Source organism: Dictyoglomus thermophilum H-6-12, from assembly GCF_000020965.1.
GTDB classification, from domain to species: domain Bacteria; phylum Dictyoglomota; class Dictyoglomia; order Dictyoglomales; family Dictyoglomaceae; genus Dictyoglomus; species Dictyoglomus thermophilum.
Window position 1 is genome coordinate 260,235 of sequence record NC_011297.1, and the last position, 21,916, is coordinate 282,150.

At 33.0% G+C, this 21,916-nt stretch carries 22 protein-coding genes and 1 pseudogene; 9 read left to right on the forward strand and 14 right to left on the reverse strand.

Going from position 1 to position 21,916, the window contains the following annotated elements:
• Window positions 1–190 precede the first annotated feature (190 nt).
• From DICTH_RS01190 to DICTH_RS01200, 3 genes are all read right to left on the reverse strand, one after another.
• A complete protein-coding gene (locus tag DICTH_RS01190; protein ID WP_012548139.1) occupies window positions 191–1,120 on the reverse strand; it encodes a DNA-methyltransferase in 930 nt (309 codons plus the stop codon).
• Window positions 1,110–2,009, reverse strand: coding sequence for a hypothetical protein (locus DICTH_RS01195; protein ID WP_012547285.1), 900 nt, complete (start codon window positions 2,007–2,009; stop codon window positions 1,110–1,112). Before DICTH_RS01195 ends, DICTH_RS01190 begins: the two co-directional genes overlap by 11 nt.
• Before the next feature lie 494 nt (window positions 2,010–2,503).
• Window positions 2,504–3,766, reverse strand: a complete 1,263-nt coding sequence (locus DICTH_RS01200; RefSeq protein ID WP_012547784.1) for an MFS transporter — start codon at window positions 3,764–3,766, stop codon at window positions 2,504–2,506.
• A 221-nt stretch (window positions 3,767–3,987) separates the two neighbouring features.
• On the opposite strand from DICTH_RS01200, the gene mntA reads away from it, so the two are divergent.
• The 7 genes from mntA (at window position 3,988) to DICTH_RS01235 (ending at window position 11,223) form a co-directional block, all read left to right on the forward strand.
• Complete coding sequence (mntA, locus tag DICTH_RS01205; RefSeq protein WP_012548464.1) at window positions 3,988–4,383, forward strand: type VII toxin-antitoxin system MntA family adenylyltransferase antitoxin; 396 nt, start codon at window positions 3,988–3,990, stop codon at window positions 4,381–4,383.
• Entirely contained in the window at window positions 4,370–4,549 is a 180-nt protein-coding gene (locus DICTH_RS01210) for a HepT-like ribonuclease domain-containing protein (protein WP_012548638.1), read from the forward strand. The genes mntA and DICTH_RS01210 overlap by 14 nt, the downstream gene beginning before the upstream one ends.
• 58 nt (window positions 4,550–4,607) lie before the next feature.
• On the forward strand, window positions 4,608–5,936 hold the full coding sequence (locus DICTH_RS01215) for a glycoside hydrolase family 140 protein (RefSeq protein WP_012547787.1): 1,329 nt from the start codon (window positions 4,608–4,610) through the stop codon (window positions 5,934–5,936).
• Window positions 5,937–6,055: 119 nt separating this feature from the next.
• Window positions 6,056–6,757, forward strand: a complete 702-nt coding sequence (locus DICTH_RS01220; RefSeq protein WP_012548422.1) for a class II glutamine amidotransferase — start codon at window positions 6,056–6,058, stop codon at window positions 6,755–6,757.
• A gap of 322 nt (window positions 6,758–7,079) precedes the next feature.
• Window positions 7,080–8,198: a hypothetical protein gene (locus DICTH_RS01225; protein ID WP_012547517.1), complete on the forward strand. Its 1,119-nt coding sequence runs from the start codon at window positions 7,080–7,082 to the stop codon at window positions 8,196–8,198.
• 191 nt (window positions 8,199–8,389) lie between these two features.
• Window positions 8,390–10,159 (forward strand): glycoside hydrolase family 3 protein, encoded by a 1,770-nt coding sequence (locus DICTH_RS01230; RefSeq protein ID WP_012547396.1) that lies wholly within the window; start codon window positions 8,390–8,392, stop codon window positions 10,157–10,159.
• Window positions 10,160–10,164: 5 nt separating this feature from the next.
• Window positions 10,165–11,223, forward strand: coding sequence for a radical SAM protein (locus tag DICTH_RS01235; protein WP_012548741.1), 1,059 nt, complete (start codon window positions 10,165–10,167; stop codon window positions 11,221–11,223).
• Window positions 11,224–11,282: 59 nt separating this feature from the next.
• Here the strand turns inward: DICTH_RS01235 and DICTH_RS01240 are convergent, their stop codons facing one another.
• From DICTH_RS01240 to DICTH_RS01255, 4 genes and pseudogenes are all read right to left on the reverse strand, one after another.
• Entirely contained in the window at window positions 11,283–12,482 is a 1,200-nt protein-coding gene (locus tag DICTH_RS01240) for a prolyl oligopeptidase family serine peptidase (RefSeq protein ID WP_012548061.1), read from the reverse strand.
• Window positions 12,483–12,597: 115 nt separating this feature from the next.
• The gene (locus DICTH_RS01245) at window positions 12,598–14,424 is read right to left on the reverse strand and encodes a hypothetical protein (RefSeq protein WP_012548054.1); all 1,827 of its coding nucleotides are present in this window, start codon (window positions 14,422–14,424) and stop codon (window positions 12,598–12,600) included.
• Window positions 14,425–14,450: 26 nt separating this feature from the next.
• Window positions 14,451–14,993, reverse strand: coding sequence for a C40 family peptidase (locus DICTH_RS01250; protein ID WP_012546949.1), 543 nt, complete (start codon window positions 14,991–14,993; stop codon window positions 14,451–14,453).
• Between the two features lie 194 nt (window positions 14,994–15,187).
• Window positions 15,188–15,358: pseudogene (locus tag DICTH_RS01255) on the reverse strand (IS481 family transposase); the annotation flags it as partial.
• Window positions 15,359–15,687: 329 nt separating this feature from the next.
• On the opposite strand from DICTH_RS01255, the gene DICTH_RS01260 reads away from it, so the two are divergent.
• A complete protein-coding gene (locus DICTH_RS01260; protein WP_012547694.1) occupies window positions 15,688–17,115 on the forward strand; it encodes a right-handed parallel beta-helix repeat-containing protein in 1,428 nt (475 codons plus the stop codon).
• 273 nt (window positions 17,116–17,388) lie between these two features.
• Here DICTH_RS01260 and DICTH_RS01265 read toward each other — a convergent pair whose 3' ends face one another.
• The 6 genes from DICTH_RS01265 to melA form a co-directional block, all read right to left on the reverse strand.
• Complete coding sequence (locus DICTH_RS01265; RefSeq protein WP_012548327.1) at window positions 17,389–17,742, reverse strand: hypothetical protein; 354 nt, start codon at window positions 17,740–17,742, stop codon at window positions 17,389–17,391.
• Entirely contained in the window at window positions 17,739–17,975 is a 237-nt protein-coding gene (locus DICTH_RS01270; protein WP_012547958.1) for an ATP-binding protein, read from the reverse strand. The genes DICTH_RS01265 and DICTH_RS01270 overlap by 4 nt, the downstream gene beginning before the upstream one ends.
• 14 nt (window positions 17,976–17,989) lie before the next feature.
• Complete coding sequence (locus tag DICTH_RS10085; protein WP_012548592.1) at window positions 17,990–18,151, reverse strand: hypothetical protein; 162 nt, start codon at window positions 18,149–18,151, stop codon at window positions 17,990–17,992.
• A 19-nt stretch (window positions 18,152–18,170) separates the two neighbouring features.
• Entirely contained in the window at window positions 18,171–18,386 is a 216-nt protein-coding gene (locus DICTH_RS10090) for an ArsR family transcriptional regulator (RefSeq protein ID WP_012547077.1), read from the reverse strand.
• Window positions 18,387–18,553: 167 nt separating this feature from the next.
• Window positions 18,554–19,015, reverse strand: coding sequence for a tetratricopeptide repeat protein (locus tag DICTH_RS01280; RefSeq protein WP_012547961.1), 462 nt, complete (start codon window positions 19,013–19,015; stop codon window positions 18,554–18,556).
• Between the two features lie 112 nt (window positions 19,016–19,127).
• A complete protein-coding gene (melA, locus tag DICTH_RS01285) occupies window positions 19,128–20,417 on the reverse strand; it encodes an alpha-glucosidase/alpha-galactosidase (RefSeq protein WP_012547346.1) in 1,290 nt (429 codons plus the stop codon).
• Window positions 20,418–20,561: 144 nt separating this feature from the next.
• Here melA and DICTH_RS01290 point away from each other — a divergent pair, with 144 nt between their 5' ends.
• The gene (locus tag DICTH_RS01290; protein WP_012548430.1) at window positions 20,562–21,455 is read left to right on the forward strand and encodes a fumarylacetoacetate hydrolase family protein; all 894 of its coding nucleotides are present in this window, start codon (window positions 20,562–20,564) and stop codon (window positions 21,453–21,455) included.
• Here the strand turns inward: DICTH_RS01290 and bcp are convergent.
• Complete coding sequence (gene bcp / locus DICTH_RS01295) at window positions 21,450–21,911, reverse strand: thioredoxin-dependent thiol peroxidase (protein WP_012548387.1); 462 nt, start codon at window positions 21,909–21,911, stop codon at window positions 21,450–21,452. The genes DICTH_RS01290 and bcp overlap by 6 nt on opposite strands.
• Window positions 21,912–21,916: the final 5 nt, after the last annotated feature.

Consider the following 21,916-nt stretch of genomic DNA (forward strand, 5'->3'; position numbering starts at 1 on the left):
TCTAAAAAGTTGATTTGTTTGAGGACAATTTTTGATGTTTGTTCCTAAAAGACATTCTTCCTTGCAGATATCTGACAGATTGGTAATTATGTTTTTATAATAAACTTCAAACAAATCTTGTTGGCATCAAGGGGATTTACTCTCTTATTTGTCTGTTCTTCTGTAGATTTTATAATATAAATTGTAAGTCTTATTTATTTGTTTCCTCAAATAAAGATAAAATGTTTTGAGAACTTAAGAATTCCCTTATCCTTCTATTGGCAAGGTTCACGTATACCTTATTTATCTCATATCCAATATAAAACCTTTTAGCTTTTAAAGCTGCAATTGCTGTTTGTCCACTACCCATAAATGGGTCTAAAACCACTTCACCCTCAAAAGTATAGAGCTGAATACAACGATAGGGGAGTTCTATTGGAAAAGGAGCTGGATGACCAATTTTTTTAGCTGATTCTGCAGGAAATGTCCAAACACTTTTTGTAAATTCAAGAAATTCTTCTTTGGTGATTGTGCTTTTTCTATTTCGGAGATTTTTTCTAGTAAATGTATCCTTAGAAAAGACTAAAATATATTCATGAATATCTCTTAAGGTAGGGTTTGCTGGTGATAACCAACTTCCCCAAGCAGTCGATGGACTGGCGCTAGAGGCTTTATTCCATATAATTTCTCCTCTCATAAGAAAACCTATTTCTAGCATATCTTCAATAATGTAACAATGTAATGGAATATAGGGTTTTCTTCCTAAATTGGCTATATTTATACAAACTCTCCCGCCGGGTACTAATACGCGATAGACTTCTTTCCATACTCGCTTTAGAAATTCTCTATATTCTTTTAAGGTAAGATTTTCATCATATTCCTTACCTACATTATAAGGAGGAGAGGTAACCATAAGATGAATGCTATTATCAGGTATTTCCTCCATTTTTTCACTACTTTTACAAAATATCTGGTTTAGAGCTTCTTTAGGGATCTCTGATTCTTGGTGTTTGACCTTTTTTTCTTTAGGAAGATCTTTGTATAAATTACTTGAATAAAAAAGAGTTGAGTCATGGTTAATTCTTCCAGGAGCACCAAAAGAACTTGTTTTAGTTCCTCTTTTGTATTTTTTATCTTTCATTTTCGTCCCTCAATAACTTTAAAAACATTTCTGCCTTTTTCTCATAAGTAGGTTCAAGATTAGCTATTTCTATAATTTTTCCTAATTCTTTCTTAGTTTTCATCCCAGAAAAGAATTCTTGTTCTTCAGAAATGAGATTAATTAACTCCTGTTTCATTTCCTCATAAGAATCAAATCTTAAAAACCCTCTCCCAGGTGTTGATTTAATGTTGTTCTTATGAATAGGATCATCTAAGGGTTGCGGATTAGTGGAGTAAAAGCCTTGAATGACACCAGTCTTTTTCAAATGATCAACTTTTTCATAATAACTATCCGTTATCGGAGTATTACCTAAAATAACAATGGGAATTTGGGCTGATTTAAAACTAGAAACCCGAATGTTTATGCTTTTTCCAATGGCTTTTAATATTGTATCTGATCTCAATAGTCCAGGATTACCTTGATGAGTTGTATAATCTCCTATACTTTTTAACTCTCCAGTAGAAGGATTATACTCCCAATTCCATACGATGGACATTTTTACCTCTATTATCATTAAAATGTTTTCGGGTTTCTGATGCTGATCTCTTGTCTTACATATTGCTACATCCGCTGGGGATTTTGCTGACAATCCTATATCTTCACAAATTACACCTTGTACCGTAAACGCTCCTAATTCTTCTGCTGTTTCTTCTAAGAGTTCTTTAGTCCATTTTTCTGTAAAACTTCCAATAAAAGCGTTTCTACTTTGAAGTGTGGCTTTAATCCCTTTATAATTTTTAGGCCAATAGGCTATATATCTACCATCCTCAGTTATATAAAAAAGTTGTTCAGGAACAGCAACTTTTAGTGTTTTTGTAAAAAATTCTTTTTCTATATTCTTACTCCAAAGCCGTGATATGTTTATCACCTTGATTCTCCTTTTACGGTTAATTTTTTCTGTTTCTTTAATTCATCCCCACAATATTGAACTTTCTAACTCTCTACTAGCTGGCTATTTTAAGTCCGCAGGGCTTTAGCTTTCCTAAGCATCTCGTAAAGAGCATAATTGATTATTTTCAAGCATTTTAAAACTTCTTAAAGCGTCAGAAGGTCCTTAATTTGTTCATCTTGTTCTGTAAAAATTACCTGTTTTTATATCCAATAGTATATGAAAGTATATTAATTCTCTCAATAAAAATCAAGTAGAAGAACCACATAGGTATGGAGATAGGTACCAGTATGAGGAATATAGGAATAATAATGAAGATAAGAAGATAAAAAGAATTGAGGCTGTATCCCTTCTCCTTAATCTTTTCCAATTACCAAGAATTTATCAACAAGGAGCAGGGTTTTTCCCTGCTCCTTGAAATTTTTCATAAAAAGCCGAGTTCTTAGGTAATCCACATAAGATTAATTTTGCGTTTATTCTATACTTATCCATGGTTCTTTTTTACTCTTCAAGAAAATTTGAAGCCTGATAAATCTAATAATGCTTATAATAAGAATTATGATCGAACCTATTCTATAAACAGTTTGAATGTTAAATATGGTTAGCAATTTTTGGCTTATGAGTAATGAGATCACACTACCCAAGGTAGAGGCTAATATGTAAAAAGAAAATATCTTTCCTCTCACTTCAGAGAGAACATTTGCCATTATGGCACTCATGAAGCCTATTTGTAAAAGAGCGTTGGCTATACCATTTAAAAGGAAAATTATTAAACCTAAAAGAATATTATTAGCAAAGGAAAACATAGTCAAAAAAATTCCAATAGCTATTAGCCCCGTGAAATACAATTTATAACTTGGAATTTTCATATTTAAATTCCCCAAAATAAAAGAACCTATTAAGGCTCCTATACTTCCTGCAGAAAGTAAATAACCATACATGACTTCAGAACTATGAAGAGCTTCTTTAGTAAAAACCACAAGTAGGCTATTTATAGTACCACCTGCTAAAAGTAACAAAAATTCAGTAACAAGTATATAATTTACATACTTTCCTTCATTTACAAGAAATTTTATAGCCTCTTTTGTATCATTATAAAAAGATGATATCACAGAGTTGATTTTAACTTTCTTCTCAACTGCCTCTTCCTCTGAGATGAAGGTTATTGATAATAAAAATGCGTTTATAAAAAAGGTAATAGAATCAATGATAAAAGCAGGGATCAAGCCCCAGAATTTCACTATAATTGCACCTAAAGATGGCCCTAAAACGTCTACTAAATTCTCACTGAAATTGTTTAGCGAATTTGCTGTTACTATATCATCTTTATTTTTTACAGTTTGAGGAATTACTGAGTAAAAGGAAGTAGAGAAAAAGACTCCCAAAATACCCTGAAGAAAAACCAAAATATAAAATACTACAGGATCTTTTGCTATGATATAACCCAATACTAAAAATCCATTTACTGCTTGAGAAAATATTAAGATTTTTTTTCTTGAAATAAAATCTGAAAGCCATCCTGCGATGGGGCTCATTAAAATAGAGGGCAACATGGAAAAAATACTAAAAATAGCTACAGCACTTGGAGAGTTAGTGAGTTGATAAAATAAAACAGTCCTTGCGATCATGGTGAATGTACTACCTATAGTACTCTGAGAATAGCCAAGCCACACCTTAAAGAAAGAAGGATTTTCTCTCAAAAATTCTACAAAACGAAACAGTTTAAAATTACGCAAAAAGATCCCTCCTTGATAGAGATGTTCTCATAAGAGCATATAGATGTATTTTAACTTTTTGCATATGACTTTCCAATTTACCCTAATCGGGAACGCTGATGAAATCTTTATTTCAAGTGGTCAAAATTCTTATATTTTTAAAAATTTTGAAGATAAAACGTTTCACCTCATAGATTACTTATTAACTAATGTTATTATTCCTAATGTGCTATAATCTCCATATGAAGGAGAAAATTATTGAAATTATAAAAGAGGAGTTAGAGAAGAGAGAAAATATTTTGTTTGCCTATATATTTGGCTCTTTTGTTGATTCTGAGAAATACAATGATATAGATATAGCAATTTATGTTTCTGACTTTAATAGAGAAAAAGTTTTGGATATGGAATTTGAATTAGAGAGGATATTAGAGGATAAACTGAAGATACCTTTTGATGTAAGGATAATAAATGAAGCTCCCCTTGGATTTGTATATAATGTTTTGAAAAATAAAATTATTGTTTTAGATAGGGATAGTCTTCTAAGGTCTGATTTTGAGAGTTTAATATTTCGAAAGTATTTTGATTATCAACATTTAATAGACGAATATCTAAGGGAGATTAAAAATGCTTCGATATAATAAGGATAAAGTTTCTAAACTAATTTTTGAAATGCAAAAAGCCTTAAACCGTTTGGACTCCATAAGTAAAATTGAGAAAGAGGAGTTTTTGAGCAATCCAGACAAGATTGATAGTGCCAAATATAATTTCATACTTGCTATTGAATCTGCCATAGATATCTTGTGAACAATTTGAGAAATATGGTTAAATTTAGAAATAGGTTTATATATGTAGGAGGTTAATTATGTCTTTACCTTCTGTAAAAGTCTCTGAGAATGGAAGGTTTTTAATAACAGAGGATGGAAGTCCATTCTTTTATTTAGGGGATACTGCATGGGAATTATTCCATAGATTAACCTTAGAGGAAGCTGATCTATACTTGACGGTAAGAAGTAATCAGGGATTCAATGTGATTCAGGCAGTAATACTCGCAGAACTTGATGGCCTTCATACTCCTAATGCCAATGGACATATACCTCTTATTGGAGATGATCCTACAAAGCCTAATGAGTACTATTTTAGGCATGTTGATAGTATTATAAAACTTGCAGAGAAGAAAGGGATTTATATGGGTATTCTTCCTACCTGGGGTGATAAGGTTCATAGTGAACTTTGGGGAATAGGTCCTGCGATTTTTGATAGGAGTAATGCTTATTTATATGGTAAATTTCTTGGAGAACGCTATAGAGATTTTAATAATATAATATGGATTTTAGGAGGAGATCGACCTGGCGAGGGCTATGAAGATATTTGGACATCTATGGCAAAGGGAATTTCTGAAGGATTAGGAAGAAAGCCTATTATTACTTATCATCCAACAGGAGGACAAAGTTCTTCTCAGTGGTTTCATAATATGGAATGGCTAAGCTTTAACATGTGGCAATCTGGACACTGTCTCGTAGATGCTCCCAATTGGGATATGATAAGAAGTGATTACGATAAGACCCCTATAAAACCAGTTATTGATGGAGAGCCTAATTATGAAGGTCACCCTATAGATCCATATTTACGTAAATGGAAACCCGAATATGGAAGGTTTACAGATTATGAAGTAAGAAAACAAGCATACAGAGCAGTGTTTTCAGGTGCTTGTGGACATACTTATGGACATCATTCAGTTTGGCAAATGTATGATGAAAGGTATAAACCAACAACCTTCCCAAGTGTTTATTGGTACGAAGCTATATATGCTCCAGGTGCAAAGCAGATGATACATTTAAAAAATCTTCTTCTTTCCTTCCCTTATTTCACTAGAATTCCTGCTCAAGATATGCTAATTGGGATAACACCTCCCCCTTCCCCAAAGGATATAGATGACAGAATTAATGATAAAAGAGCGAGTTATCCCGTTGCTACTCGTGATAAAGAGGGAAGTTATGCCTTGATATATTTTACTTTTGCCAATCAAACCCTTAACATTGATACAAGTTCTCTTTTGGGACATGTAATAAAAGCAAGTTGGTTTGATCCAAGAACAGGTGAGCGGTATTATATTGGAGAGTTTTCTAAGGGAACTTTGAAATTTACATCTCCTCTGGGTGGTCCGGACTGGGTGCTGATATTAGAGGTTTAAGTAGATTTGTTGGGATGAATGGAAGTATAAGGTATGGAGGAAAAATTGGTAAAGAGGTTGTTATCTTTAATTTTACATTTTTTGAATTAAGGTTTTAATTTAATCAGGAAGGCAAAAAAATGTGTAGGTTATTTGGATTGATATCTCCAATAGAGAAAAAGGTTGAATATTATATGCTATATGCAAGGAATAATTTCAAAAAGCAGTCAGAGAGACATCCTCATGGGTTTGGTTTTGGCTGGTATGAGAATGGGGCTCCTAAAATAAAAAAGTCGGGAGAAAAAGCTTTAGAATCGGATCTTTTTGATAAATTGGCAAAGGAGGTCTCATCTCAAATTATAATAGCTCATATAAGAGATGCATCAGACGGGGCTATAAAAGAAGAGAATTCTCATCCTTTCTCATATGAAAATTTTATCTTTGCCCACAATGGAACCCTACATAAAAAGGATAAGATTTTTGATATGCTTGAATATCCTTATAATAAGGATTTTACCAGTGATGGGATCGATTCAGAGATTTATTTTAGATTTCTGGTGCAGAACATTAAAAATGAAAAAGATGTTATTTTAGGCTTACAAAAAGGTATAAGGAAGATTATTTATTTAAATATTGGATCTGCTAATTTTTTACTGTCCGATGGAGAGAGGCTTTATGCATTTAAATATGGGAGAAGTTTATTTTACTCGTTAATGGAAGATTGCTTAATTGTGTCTTCTGAAATAATAGGGAGGGATAAAAATAGATGGAAAAAATTTGAAGAAGGCTTATTGTTGGTTGTGGATAAGAGTTTAGAATTGAGAGAGATAAAAATAGAGTAGGACTGGATTTGTATTGAAAATCTATTAGTCTGTTTATAATTTTTTTTAGAACTTAATGTAAATTTATTGAAATTTTGCTTTTTACAATGTTTCTGGAGGGGAAAGAGCTATCCTAGGAGAGAAAATATAAAAAGTTAAATTTGAATTTTATCTAAGTGATGACAGTATCTTGTGGGATATTTTTAGACAGCTTTTCTGTAAAGTGGGGATCTAGTATTTCTGTTGATATTTATAATTTTTAACTTTGTTATAATAAAAACATATAGGGGGATAATGATCTTTTTGGAAAAATCGAAAGAGAGTTCAAGAGTATTCTTTAATTATGGGAAATTCTAAAGAAGAGCTTATTGAGAAATTAATTAGCGAAATTTTAAGGGTAATTAAAGAGGGGATATTTAATGAGAATATTATCAGATATAGAGAGCTACTTTATATATTAGGTCATTTGTTACACGAAAAAGGATTTTTAAAGAGAAATACCGAAGAAGAGAGATCTATATTAGAAGAGGCTATAAATCAATTAGCACAAAAATATGGCGATACTTCTGAGAAGTTTTTAGATAATATTTATGATAAAGTTTTAGATGAGCTTAAGGAAGTTCGTAGAACTGAACCTGAGTTCCAGAGCTTTTTTGTATTATTTACTTATAATCTTTCAGAAGAGGATATGCAGTTACTTTCTGGGGTAAAATTTATGCAAATACCTATTGAAATTGTTAAATTTGATGATTACAGGTTTATTCTTAACCATTGTCAAAGCTTTGTTAAATATTCTGGAAGATACTATAACGACTTTTGGGTCAAGATTAAAGTGAAAGCACATAGTATTAATGAGGCTCTTAAGTGTGGATGGAGATATGCAGAAAATCTAAGATCTTTGGCTAACTTTTTTCTTACAAAGAATACCTATGCTCTTTACCAATTTCCTCCTCAACCTTTGTCTGTAATACTCCCTTCAAAATTTTATTTTGTCCTTGATGATAATGAAAAATACTGCACTCATGGCTTAAATAGCGGAGAGTATGAATTTAGAACTACATATTTAAATGTGGATAAGATGAGAGAAGTTATAGACTTTGTCAATAAGTTTGATGACTTTCAAGAAGAAAAAATAAAAGAAATCTTATTAGAGTGTATCTGGCTATATTGTATAGCTTTAGATTTGACAGGTGTAGACTACCCCTATTCCTACGGCTTACTATGGAGTGTTATTGAAAAAATCGTTAAAAAAATATTTGGAGAAAACAAAAAATTTATAAGTTTTCTTAAGAGTTTATACCATAATGATAATATCTTATCTGAGTTGATAAATGCTTTGTGGAAGAAGAGAAATCTTTTTGCTCACGAAGGAACTATCTTGGATGTAGAGCTTGAAGATATGAATTGGGTTAGACTTATAGTTTGTGATTTAATAAACAAAGCTATCTCAAAATACTTTTAATGATTAGGTATTTTATGATTTTTTTCTTACTTTAAACTGAGATATTAATAACGCCTTAAATTTGCTTTTTACAATCTTTACTCAAAGACTTGATAGCGAAGAACTTCTTAGTAAAGAGTATGTAAAAGAGAGAATAGTTAATTTTCTGTGTTATGATTTATACAAGAAAAAGATTGTTAAGGGGGAATATTATGATTAAAAAAACTTTTCTACTTTTACTAATTTTCCTCTTATTTGTATCCTTTATTTTTTCCTCAGAAGAATCCATAGAGGAAAAAGTAGAGAGATTGTTATCTCAAATGACCCTTGAGGAAAAGGTAGGGCAGATGACTCAAGTTGATAGCTCTTATTTATATAATCCTGAGGATGTGAAGAGATATTTTATAGGCTCTGTATTAAGTGGAGGAAATTCAGGACCTTCAAATCCTACTCCTGCAAATTGGGTAGAGTATGTGAATAGATTTCAATATTATGCTCTTCAAACAAGGCTGAGAATTCCTATTCTCTATGGGATAGATGCAGTGCATGGGAATGCAAAGGTTTATTCTGCGGTAGTTTTTCCTCACAATATTGGTCTTGGATGCACTAGGAATGAGAAGTTGGTAGAAGATTGTGCAAGGATAACAGCCATAGAGACCTCTGCCATAGGAATACGTTGGAGCTTTGCTCCTTGTGTTGCAGTGGTACAGGATGTAAGGTGGGGAAGAACTTATGAGAGTTTTTCAGAAAATCCAGATGTGGTTGCTCTTTTAGGTTCTGCTGTAGTGAGAGGTTTTCAGGGAGGCTCTTTAAGTAATAAAGACAGTATATTAGCATGTCCTAAGCATTTTGTGGGAGATGGAGGGACAAAATTTGGTACAAGTATAAACGGACTTTTAGATCAAGGAGATACAAGAATTTCTGAAAAGGAATTGAGGAATATCCATTTGAAGCCCTATATTTTTGCCATTAAAAATAGTGCCAAATCTATAATGGTCTCTTTTTCAAGTTGGAATGGTATAAAGATGCATGCTAATAAATATCTCTTAACAGATGTATTAAAGAAGGAGCTTGGATTTGATGGATTTTTAGTTTCTGATTGGAAGGCTATAGAACAGCTTCCTGGAAATTACGAAGATCAGGTGGCTATGAGTATAAATGCGGGAATAGATATGATAATGGTGCCAGATAACTATGTAAGGTTCATAAATACTTTGATATCTTGTGTCCAAAAGGGTAGGGTACCTATATCTCGTATTGATGATGCTGTAAGAAGAATATTAAAAGTAAAGTTCCTTTTAGGACTTTTTGAGAACCCTTATGCTAATAAAGATTTGATCAATAAGATAGGTTCAAAAGAACATAGAGAAGTAGCAAGACGAGCAGTGAGAGAAAGTGTTGTGGTTTTACAGAATAAAAACAAAATTCTTCCTCTTTCTAAAAATTTAAAACATATCTGCGTAGTAGGTCCAAAAGCTAATGATATTGGATCTCAATGTGGAGGTTGGACTATTTCATGGCAGGGTCAAAAGGGCAACATCACGGTAGGAACTACTATTTTAGAGGCTATTAAAAAGAGTGTAAGTAATAATACAAAAGTTACTTTTTCTCCTTATGGGGATAATATACCTAAGGATGCTGAAGTGATTGTAGCGGTAGTAGGGGAGAAACCTTATGCTGAATCTATGGGAGACACTTTTAAGCCTGAGATAGAATATTCCGATCATTTGATCCTTCAAAATATTTTTAAAGAGAAAAAGCCTATAGTAATGATCCTCTTAGTGGGAAGACCAGTAGATATAGAAAATTATCTTAGTAAAACTTTTGGGGTTATTTGTGCTTGGCTTCCTGGAACAGAAGGAGAAGGGATAACAGATATACTTTTTGGCGATTTTAATCCTAAGGGGAGGTTGTCCTTCACTTGGTATACTGTAGATAGAAATAAGGCTACTTTTCCCTATGGTTATGGACTTTCTTATTAAAAGAGATGGTGGATTTCCCTAAAGAAGGAAGATGTAAAATATGTGGTAAAGAGTCTATCTTGATATCCTCCTTCTTGGGGATATGTAGAGATTGTATTTTAAATAGATTTGAAGAGGCTTTACCCATTATTGAATCTGCCCATAAGAGGGCAAGGGCTTACTTTAATCTCTCTTATCCTGCTTATTCTCAGAAACCCTACTGTAATCTTTGTATTCATAAGTGTGCTCTTAATTCTGAAAAGAGTTTTTGTGGGCTTATTGAAAATGGTAGTAGATGGGCTGGGAGCTCTGAAAAGGGTCTATTAGAATGGTATTATGATCCTCTTCCTACAAATTGTGTGGCAAGTTTTGTTTGTCCTGAAAAGGATCATTATGGTTATAAAAACTTGGCTGTTTTTTATGCGAGTTGTAATTTTAATTGTCTTTTTTGTCAAAATTGGCACTTCCATGATTATTTAAAAAGAAAGTCTCCTCTTTATTCTGTGGAAGACTTGATAGAAAAGATAGATAGCAAAACTTCTTGTATATGTTTTTTTGGAGGGGACCCTACTACCCAGGTTGCACATGCTTTAGCCTTGGCTAAAAAGGTTAAAGATAGAGTAAGGGTATGTTGGGAAACTAATGGTTCTATGGATTCTAAAATTCTGAAAGAAATTTTTTATATCTCTGTTGAAAGTGGGGGAATAATAAAATTTGATTTGAAGGCATTTGATGAGAGGATTCATATTGCATTAACAGGGGTCGCTAATAAGAATACTCTTGAGAATTTTAGATGGGCAGGAGAGGAAAGTAAAAAGATTAAGGATAGGGTAGTGGTGGTGGCAAGTACTTTACTTGTTCCTGGCTATGTAAATGAGGAGGAAGTAGAAAAGATAGCAGATTTTATCGCAAGGATCAATCCTGATATTCCTTATTCTCTTCTTGGTTTTTCTCCTAATTTTTTCTTTGATAATCTTCCTACTACTTCGAAGAGGCATGCAGAAAGAAGTTTTAGAGTTGCAAAGGAAAAGGGTTTAAAATATGTAAATATTGGAAATAGGTTTCTTCTTTCTAATTACTATTAGCTTAAAAATACAGAATAAGTAAGGATTTATGGGGGCTACAATTTTGTAGCCCCCTATTTTTATTTACTTTTCTTTTGTTGGAAAAGCCAATCTATTACTTCCTCATTATCGTAGACTGGGATCCATGAGGCGTGAGGATGATATCCTTGTCTTTCCATTTCACCCCATAAGAATTCTGTATACTTTACTTTTCCACCGATTTCTACAAGCCTTCTTACTACTGCCCTTGAAAATTCTACAAGTACTACATTGTCATCTTCTGCATGGAATATCCAAAGAGGTATATCTTTGATCCTTTCTAATCTATTTACATCACCACCGCCACATATAGGAATAGCAGCTGCAAAAAGTTCTGGATATTCTATGAGGATGGCAAAGGTTCCAAAACCTCCCATAGAAAGTCCTGTTACGTAGACTCTATCTGGGTCTATGTTTTCTTCCTTTAGGATTTTCTTGATTAGGTTGGCTACTGCAATGAGATTTCTTGTAGGTTTGAAAGGATTTCCTCCAGTAAGTAGTTCAGTCCAGCTGCTTCCTGCAGGGCACTGAGGAGCAAGGACAAAGCAAGGATGCTCTGCTTGTTGACCTGGTTCTGCAAAGGTTACTGCACCTCTATACCAAGCTATGTGGAGGAAGTTATCGTTTCCTCTTTCACCAGCACCATGTAGGAATACCACCAATGGATATTTTTTGTTTTTATCTACGTTTTTAGGCACATAGAATCTATAAGGTATAGTGACGCCTAATTCTTTATCCTCATAGACTAAAGCTTTAAATTCATCTATTATGAGATGTTTTTCCTCGGAGGTAGTCAAAGAGAATGGAGAAAATTCTTTTCCATCAACACTTCTTATACTTACTTTTTGCTCTACTTTATACTCAAGTTTTAATCTCTTTGAGATAAGCCTTTGGGGATCGTGGGTGGCAGTGACGGCTGATGGTTCGTAGGGATCTAATTCAAGCACCAAAAATTTTCCTTGATTGGTAAATGGGGCAGGAAGTAATGCTCCATTGTTGTTGGCATAAACTTTTTTTATGGTTCTTTTTACAAAATTTCCTTCGAGTTTTGTTTCCACTGAGAACATGTCTGGTTTTAAGTTGTTGGCATTTATCTCACTGCTGTATTCAAGAGTTACTGCCACAACTCTTTCACCTATAGGCATGACTCTTGTTACGATGGTTGCTTTAGGAACCTCTTGAGCGTAAGTGATAGAGAAGGGTAGGAAGCGATTTAAAAAGTTTAATAATGAAGACTTCATCTTTTAAGACCTCCCCTTTTATGAATTTATAAAAACGATTTTATTATATGAAGTAAAGGTTTATAAAATCAATAACTAAAATATTTAGCTTATTATAGAGAAAAAATCTTTCTATTCACTTAATAGTAAACTCTGTCCAGTACATATCTGAGATTACCTCTTTTACTATTTCTTCATCTTTGTAGGTATATGTGACGAAGATTAAAATTTCGTTTACACCACCCTTTAGATTTCCTTTGAGGATATTTTTAACTTCGTCAATGGAAAAGTTGATGATATTTCTTTTATCAGGACCTAACGTTATAGGAGATTCTGCACCATCGATAAAGTTCCAAGCTATCTTATCTTTTGGTCTTACATATACATAAACCTTATACACCGATGCCATACTACTTACATATTTTGATAAGTCTGCATTGGGATTTTCTTTTTGAACATCACTCCAACCCTTTCCTTGTTCGAGCCATATAAGATTTTTAGGCCTTAGAATTATGGATAAATTCATTGGAGCATTTCCTCTTAAATTGATATCCTCTATTGATATAGGGCATAATCCGTAAGGAGATTTGCTATCATCTAGAGAAGCGTAGTATATGGGTACAGAATCAAAGTAAAAAGGTGCAGAGGAAGAGGTTGTTATTCCTGTGAATTTGTTGTCAATCTCTAAATAGTTAGAAAATTTTGATATGCCTAAAATATCAATTTTAAATTGGCCTCTTTCAATCTTTCTTGGTTTTTCAATCCAGATCAGATATTTAGAGTAATTTTTGGTAAAGTCTAAGAACTTTATACTAAAAATTCTTAAGGGTTCATTGTTGAAATAGACCTTTATTTCATTCTCATTGGCTAAAGTTAATGGTAAATAGCTATTGACTCTTATGTACATTAAATTGTTTTCTTTTCTTGGAAACTCCTTGGGAGTGGCGGGAGCAGGTGATATGGAAGATAATTTTTCAGGGTAGAAGGAGATTATTTCAAAGGAGTTACTACCAAAAGAAACACTCTTTGTAACTATATTGTTTTGCCAGTTTTTATCCCCAAAAAAGTGATAGTAGATAATATTTGATTCCTCTATCTTGGCATCAAAACCTATGGTAATGTCAAAATCGCCGATTAGAGAAAATGGATCAGAGTACTCTGCCTTAAAAGTTAATTTCCTCTTTTCTTTAGGAGGTATCATTAAATTAGTGTCAATGTATATGCTCAAATTGTTTTCTCTTTCATTGTTTATTTCAGGATATGCGTTAAGAACTGCAACAATCTTTTTATCACTTTTTCTTCTAACAATGATTTTAACAAAAGAAGTCTCTAAGGTTTTTTTGTTTTTATCCTTGAGGAATATGGGCGACATATCGCCAATATTTTCTAACTCAATGGATACTTTTAAGTAATTAAAGTGAAATCCACTTTTTATCTCATGTAGATCCTCAATTTCTACATTGTTAACCTTTAAATCTGCAAGTTGTGGTTTCCATAAGAAATCGCCCTCGTATGTATAGTATCTATCTTTATATTTAATGCTTATGCGAAAATGATTTGGAGAGTTGTATATGAGTATTCCTTCGTCCATTTGTTTTAGAATCTCTTCTCTACTATTATTACATTTGTATATTAGCTGAAAAGAAGCCTTAGGCTGGATTTGAGTATCTAAAGATGGTTTTCTAAGCTCAATGGAAGGAGCCCACGCACCTCTGAAATTTGATCCTACGTGATATATCTCTACCTTAAGATCTTTCACAGAAATGGTATAAGAGCTGTTGTTTTTTAAATTTATTGTATACTGCATGTTTATATCATTTGATATTTCAACCTTTTCAAAGAGTATAGGATCGGAAGGAGTTATTTTCAATGGTGGATTTTGGGGTAATGAAATTTGATTGGAATAAACCATTTGGTTGAAGATTAAAAATAATGCTGAGATTATCAAAAACTTTTTTAACATTTCTACACACCCCCCTGTAATTTAAATTATCTAAGGACTAAAGACACTATCAATCTTCCAAAGCCACAAATACGGTAACCTCTTAGTGGTTCATTAGGGTTACATTCTTCTAATACCACTTTATTAAGTCCTCCTGATGCATGAATAACTTTTATATTATTTTCGTTAGTTCTTTCCACATATAAACCACAATGTTCTATGTTATTTTCTTCATCTGCAAAAAAGACGATGTCACCTTCTCTTAATTCATCAGTCTCAATATGTCTTGTATTCTCATTATATAAAGCCTCTACCGTAGCATCAGGATATAACTTTCCATTATTGAAAAACATAGCATTTGGAATTACTTGCTGATAACTCCAAATAACAAGACCTGAGCAGTCAAATCCCACTTTAGGATCCTGACCACCATATACGTAGGGTTTCCCAATTTGCTTTAGTGCAAATTCTAAAGCTTTTTTGCTTTCTTCATAAGTTACCTCTCTGGAGGAGTACTTTAAAGCACATCCAGAGATTAGGAGCAAGATAACTAAGAGAAAAAAATAAAAAAAATACTCTTTTTTTCTCATAATTTATCCCAATTTCATAGGTCTTTTTTATAATATCACCTTTTTATGAAAAATAAAATATTTTAGCTTTGTCTTTGAGGATGGCTTTCTTAATATATCATTTTATAGTTAGCTGATGATCAATATGAGTATATACAAACTTTTAGGATAAGAAGATAAATTATTTATAAATATTCAATATGGTGGAAGATGATAAAAAAGTAAGCATTACATCTTGTTCTTGTTTTAGCATCAATGATATTCCATTCATACTGAGGTAGGTTAAACTTAACCAAATGATTATACACATCAGTAGGAAGAGAATTTTTATCAAGGAGATGTTTAGTATCCAGTTGAAATTCTTGGAAAGGGAGAAGAGCTTCATAGAAAGGTAAGATCATAGGCTGTATCCTCCTCCTTGGAAAGGATTGAGAGATCTAAAGAAGTTGAGATTTAATTTCTTAATTATACCAAGGAGAAGGGATACAGCCTCAATTCTTTTTATCTTCTTATCTTCATTATTATTCCTATATTTCTCATACTGGTACCTATCTCCATACCTATGTGGTTAAGTCTTTTTGATATTTCTTGACATTAAAGAGATTTTATATACAATAATAATTAATAAATTAAATAAAATATTTAAATCTAAAATAGGGGGTACTAAGAATGAGAAAGACTACTTTTTTTAGTATTTTTAATTTTTTTAATTGCTTTGAGTAGTATTTCTTGTTCTAAAAATCAGCCCCCTCCACCACCGCCTCCTGGAGATACTACTGGTAACGTTTATTATGTATCTCTTAATGGAAATGATAATAATCCTGGTACCTATGATCAACCTTGGAGAAATCCAGGCTATGCTTCAAGACAGCTAAAACCAGGCGATACATTAATAATTCTTGGAGGAACTTACATTTTACGACAGTATGACGATGATATAATAAAGCCACCCTCAGGAAATCCTAATGCATGGATAACCATAAAAGGACAAGAAAATAATAGACCAATCCTTGCAGGAAGAGAAGCTTTAGCTACCGCTATAGATCTTTCTGGTGTTTCTTATGTGAGGATTGAAAACCTTGAAATCACCCATGATCCTAATGCTCAAGGAGAAGCTGTATACTTTTGGGATGGTATTTTAATCCAAGGATCACCTGCCTCTCACATTATTTTAAAAGACCTTTATATTCATCATATAGATGGGATGGGTATGAATTTTCAGGATGTAGAGGACTTACAAATATTAAATTGTAATATTGAATATTGCGGATTTGGAGCAATTGGTGGACCAGAAGGAGCATATGGTGGTTGGAAAAATGTAAGAATTGAAAAATGTAGATTAGCATATAGTGGTCGTTACTATCAAGGAGTGTTTGATAATCCTGAAAATCCTTATGATAGGTCTGACGGCTTTGGAATTGAATCTTCAGAAGGACTAATCTACATTATAGATACTATAATAGCAGAATATAACAAGGGAGACGGCTTAGATTCTAAAGCAGAAAGGACATTAATTTCTGGATGTATAGTAGCAAATAATACTTGTGATGGAGTAAAGCTTTGGGGAGATGGAAGTAGAATTGAAAATACTCTTATTTATGGAAGAAGATATGGAGATCCTACTCCAGCACCATGGGCAGCTATTGTAATTAGTAGTGTATCTAGGTCAAACGCACGTTTTGAAATTGTAAATGTTACAGTAGATGATTGTGTTGGAGAAAACTATCTTATGTATTTCCAGTATCCTGATGAAAGTGATCCTAATACACTTTTACCTATCCCAGTATTACTGCGAAATAATATCTTCTGTGGAAGAGGGCCTGAATGTCCAATTTATATGGGAGAGTGTGTAACTCCTACTATAGATCATAACTTATTCTATTTTCCAAATTCGCTTTGGGTTTTGCAGCATGGAGAAAACCAATACACATCTCAGGATATTTCAAGTTTAGGTCCAGGGAATAAATATGGTGATCCTTTATTTGAAAATCCTGCCATATTGGGACAGGTAGGAGATTATCACTTACGGAATGGAAGCCCTGCAATTGATAGTGGTACCTCAGAAGGTGCACCCAATAAGGACTTAGATAAAAACTCGAGGCCTCAAGGGAATGGCTATGATATGGGTTGTTATGAGAGATAAATTGAAATTTTAAGGATAGGTTAAAATTTGATACTAATAAAAAAATCTAATTATCGAAGGGGAGAGAGATTGCAAATTCCAATTTCTCTCCCCTTTAATATGGAGTTGAGGTTTATACCCTTATCTTAAAACTTTTTTCCTTTTCAAGGTTTTTTAGAATAGGAAAAAAATAGGTTTAAGTGGTTTTAAATTTTTTATAGAAAAAAATAAGGTGGGGCTTTTTGCTCCCCACCTTAGCATAGATAATTTCCTTCTTTTTTATATTTTAATTCCTTAAGACTCTTGAATTAATTTTCTTATTGCTTCAAGAGCCTGCTCTGTGTTCATATTTCTTATATCCACACCTACATGTTTTATCCTGTCAAAACCTGCTTTTTCAAAGGCATCTCTAAACATTTTTGCTTGCATCTTAGGATCGCATCCTGCTATGTATAGTTTCTCTATACTATTTCCGTCTTTTGCTATTTGAGATAAGAAGTTATCTCCATCATCAGCACAAAGCTGTGGATGAATAGCCACAAAGTCTACAAGCCCCTCTCTTCTTAATGTATTTAAAATTTCAAAAATATTCATATTTTGGAATGAGGGGCAGGTCCCTTGACATACACAAAGAAGTAGTCCTTTCATTGTGCTTCACCTCCATCGGTGATAGTTTTAACTTTGTCTCCTACGAAGCTTATAGCTCCTGTAGGGCATGCGCCCTTAAGACATCCTTTGCAGAAATCCACACATTCCTCAGGCCTTACCACAACTGGTTTTCCATCTTGCACGTCGTATACTCCATGAGGACAAAAATTAACACAAGCAAGACAAGAAATGCATTTTTCATAATCAATAACTGGATACCAAGTCTTGGACATATTTTATAACCTCCTTATTTAATTTTAACCTCTTTTACTATTTCTTCCCATTTAGGGTGTTTTCTCATGACGCACTTGTTTTCTTCTCTTAGAGAGACTCTTAACTTAAGAAGTTCTTTAGCCTTTTCGAGATCTTCATTTTTAATAGATAAAATTGCATCGTATAAGTTTTTCAAAAACTCATCTTTAGCTCTTTTACTGAATATAAAACTCCTTTACTATTCTATTTTCTTCTACAAGATCTACCATTTTAAGCTCTTTCAAGTATTTAGATACGTTATAGTGAAATTCTTCAAGAGCGTCTGCAATTTCACAAACATAATATTCTCCTCCCATATGTAGGAGGAGAGCAAAAACTTTTAATCTTTTTTCTTCTGATAAAGCTTTTAGAATTCTCTCATATCTTTTCATTTTATCTTCCCATTTGCCTATATTAGCATATGATTTATGGAAAAGCAAGTTAAAAACTGAAATTTTAATTAAAATTTAATATTAAAAGAGATTTTTTAAAGGTGAATTACAAGATTAAAATTTTTTGATTTGAAGGGGGCTGAGGTGTTAGCCCCCTTTATTTTTGCTTATTTTGCGTACTCTTTGAGGTACTCAATACTTGATTTTGCAGCTTCGACATATTCGCTATTAGGATAATTCTTTATAAGCTTTTCATATTCTTCAATTGCTTTTTTGTAATCTTCTGTGAACTCATAGCATAATGCGATTTCGTATTGTGCATCGTCGGCATACTCACTTTTTGGATAGTCCTTTAAGAATTTCCTATAAGCTTCTATAGCTTCTTTGTATTTTCCTTCGTAATACAGATCTCTTGCTTTTTCATATGCTTCTTCATCTGGTGTTTTTGCAGTTTTGGTTTCTTCTGTAGGAGTTGTTGTAGTTTCTTGGACTATAGGAGTTTGAGTTTCAGGAGTAGTAGTTACTTGCTCAGCAGGTTTTTTAGAGGTGCTTACTATTACTCCAATAACAATTATAACAATTACTGCTACAATTATGTAGGGTAGCCATTTACGAATTTTGTTATTCATTTATTTATCCCTCCTTTTGAGTATATTTCTCCTTCTAGAAAGATTTGACGGTTATAGTTGTTATTTTATTCCCAGAATAAGGAAGGATTTTTAATAATTTTATTTTTAATTTTTACTCAAATATTTTTATCCATTCTTTCTCTGCCTCAAGCATTTCATCTACCATCTTTTTAACTTCTCTTAGCTCTAAGATTGCAGATGTTAATGGGTCTAACATAATTGCTTGATAAATTTTATTGGGATCTTTCTCTAATGCCCCTAAAACTGCTAATTCCTGTACGTTAATGTTTGTTCTATTCAAGGCTGCCAGTTGAGGTGGTAAGTCTCCTACAAAGCATGGATGAATTCCTGATTTGTCCACCAAGCAAGGGACTTCGACACAGCAGTCTTTGGGCAAGTTTGTAATGAGATTATCGTTATTTACGTTGCCATTTATTCTACAGGGGTTGTTTGTTTCCATGGAATATATAATAGATGATGCATATTCATGGGATCTTTCAATGATTATAGGTTCCTCTCCTTTAATTTCCTTTTTTATCCTTTCATAGTGGGGTTGCCATCCGTTTTTGCAAATCTCTAAATAATCCCATCTCTCAGGTATAAGTTCTTTTATCCTTTCAGGATTCTTTCTAAAGTATGGAACATACTCGGACATGTGGTGGGTTGATTCGGTGACAAAGTATCCAAAATATTTCATAATTTCAAATCTTACTGCATCTTTTTTATATATTTCAGGGTTTTCCATTGCTTGCCAAAGTCTTGGATAGAGATCTTCACCATTTCTTTTAAACTCTAAAAACCAAGCCATATGGTTTATTCCAGCCACCCAGTAGTAAACTTCCTCATAGGGTACTCCTATGTAACTTGCAAGCTGCATAGCAGTTCCTTGAACGCTATGGCAGAGCCCTACATTTTTTATTTTAGTTGCCTTGTTTAGAGCCCAGCAGTTAATAGCCATTGGATTGCTGTAGTTTATAAAAAGAGCATCTGGACATAATTCTTCCATGTCTCTTGCAATATCAAGAAGTACAGGTATGGTTCTTAGCCCTCTAAAAACTCCTCCTGGCCCAATGGTATCACCTACTGTCTGATCTATTCCATATTTCCTTGGTATTTCCACATCTTTTTCAAACATTTCTAAGCCACCAACTTGTATCATGTTTATCACATAATTGGCACCATCAAGAGCTTCTCTTCGGTCTAATGTGGCTATAACTTTTGCAGGTGAGTTTAATTTTTCTATTATCTTTTTAGTAAGTTCATAGATAAGCTCTAATCTTTCTTTATTTATATCCATCAAGGCTATTTCAGCATCTGACAATTCAGGGTATGAGAGTATGTCCATTATAAGTCTTTTGGCAAATACGACACTTCCAGCGCCGATAAACGCAATTTTAGGCATCTTATAATTTCCCCCTTTCTTTCGTACATTGCATTAGAATTTATTTTAGCATTATTACTAGGTTTGTAAATTTTCAAAACAGTTTTATAATGTAGCTTGTGATATAATTAACTTTAAGGTTTTTGTCAAAAGGAGGAGCTATAAATGAAGATAGCTAACTTAATATCAGGAGATAGATTTTTTATAGGTCTCCTTTTCGAGGATAAAATTCTAAATCTTACAAAGGCTATTTTAATGTACTCTTCTATTTATGATAAAACTCTAAAGCATATGGAAAAGATAGATGATCTTCTTTACATAGATAATCTTTATGAGTATTTAAATAAAGTGCAGGATTTTATTTTAGAACACAATTTAATATATTCTTTGGCCGAAGAGAAATATAAGTTTTTGCCTCCAATTTTGAAACCTCAAAAGATTCTTGCCTTAGGAAGAAACTATGTAGAACATGCTAAGGAGTTAGGGCATAAAGTGCCTAAGGAACCTGTATTTTTTAGCAAAGCTCTCTCCTCTCTTTTGGCTCATGAAGGAAAGATCGTTTATCCTAGCTTTTTGACAAGGGTGGATCCTGAGGTAGAGTTGGGAGTTATTATTAGGAAAAGAGGGAAATATATAAAAGAGGATGAAGCCTTCGATTATGTCTTAGGTTATACAGTGGTAAATGATGTTACGGCAAGGGATATGCAAGCTGAAGATTTCTCTAATACCAATCCATGGTTTAGATCAAAGAGTTTTGATACCTTTTGTCCTGTTGGCCCATTCTTAGTATTAAAAGAGAGTATAAAGGATCCTCATAATTTAAATATAGAGTTAAGAGTTAATGGAGAGGTACGTCAAAAGGATAATACTAAAAATATGTTATTTAAGATACCTCAAATAATCTCCTATATCTCCAAGCATCTCACCTTAGAGGCAGGAGATATTATAGCAACAGGCACGCCTTCTGGAATTGCTCCTATTTATCCAGGAGATGTAGTGGAATGTATTGTAGAAAAGATTGGAGTTTTAAGAAATAAAGTGGTCAAGGAAGATTTATGATGCAATTAATTCATCAAGTTTCTTAATAACTTCCTCTACATGTCCATCAACCTTTACATTCTTCCATTCGTGAAGAATTTCTCCTTCTGGTGAGATAATAAAAGTACTTCTTATAGTGCCTTCTGTTTCTTTGCCATACATTTTCTTCTTTCCCCAAGCCCCATATTCTTTTATTACCTTTGCATCTTTATCTGAGAGCAAAGTTATTTTTAAATTGTACTTATCGGCAAATTTTTTATGGCTTTCTACAGAGTCCTTGCTTATTCCAATTACTACTGCATTCCTTTTTGTAAATTCATCGATCTTTTCAGAGAATCCTACGGCCTCTTTGGTACATCCTGAAGTCATATCTTTAGGATAAAAGTATAATATTACCCATTTTCCTTTGTAATCTGAAAGGGAAATTTCTTTTCCATTCTGATCAGGAAGAGTAAAGTTTGGAGCTTTTTTCTCCATTATTC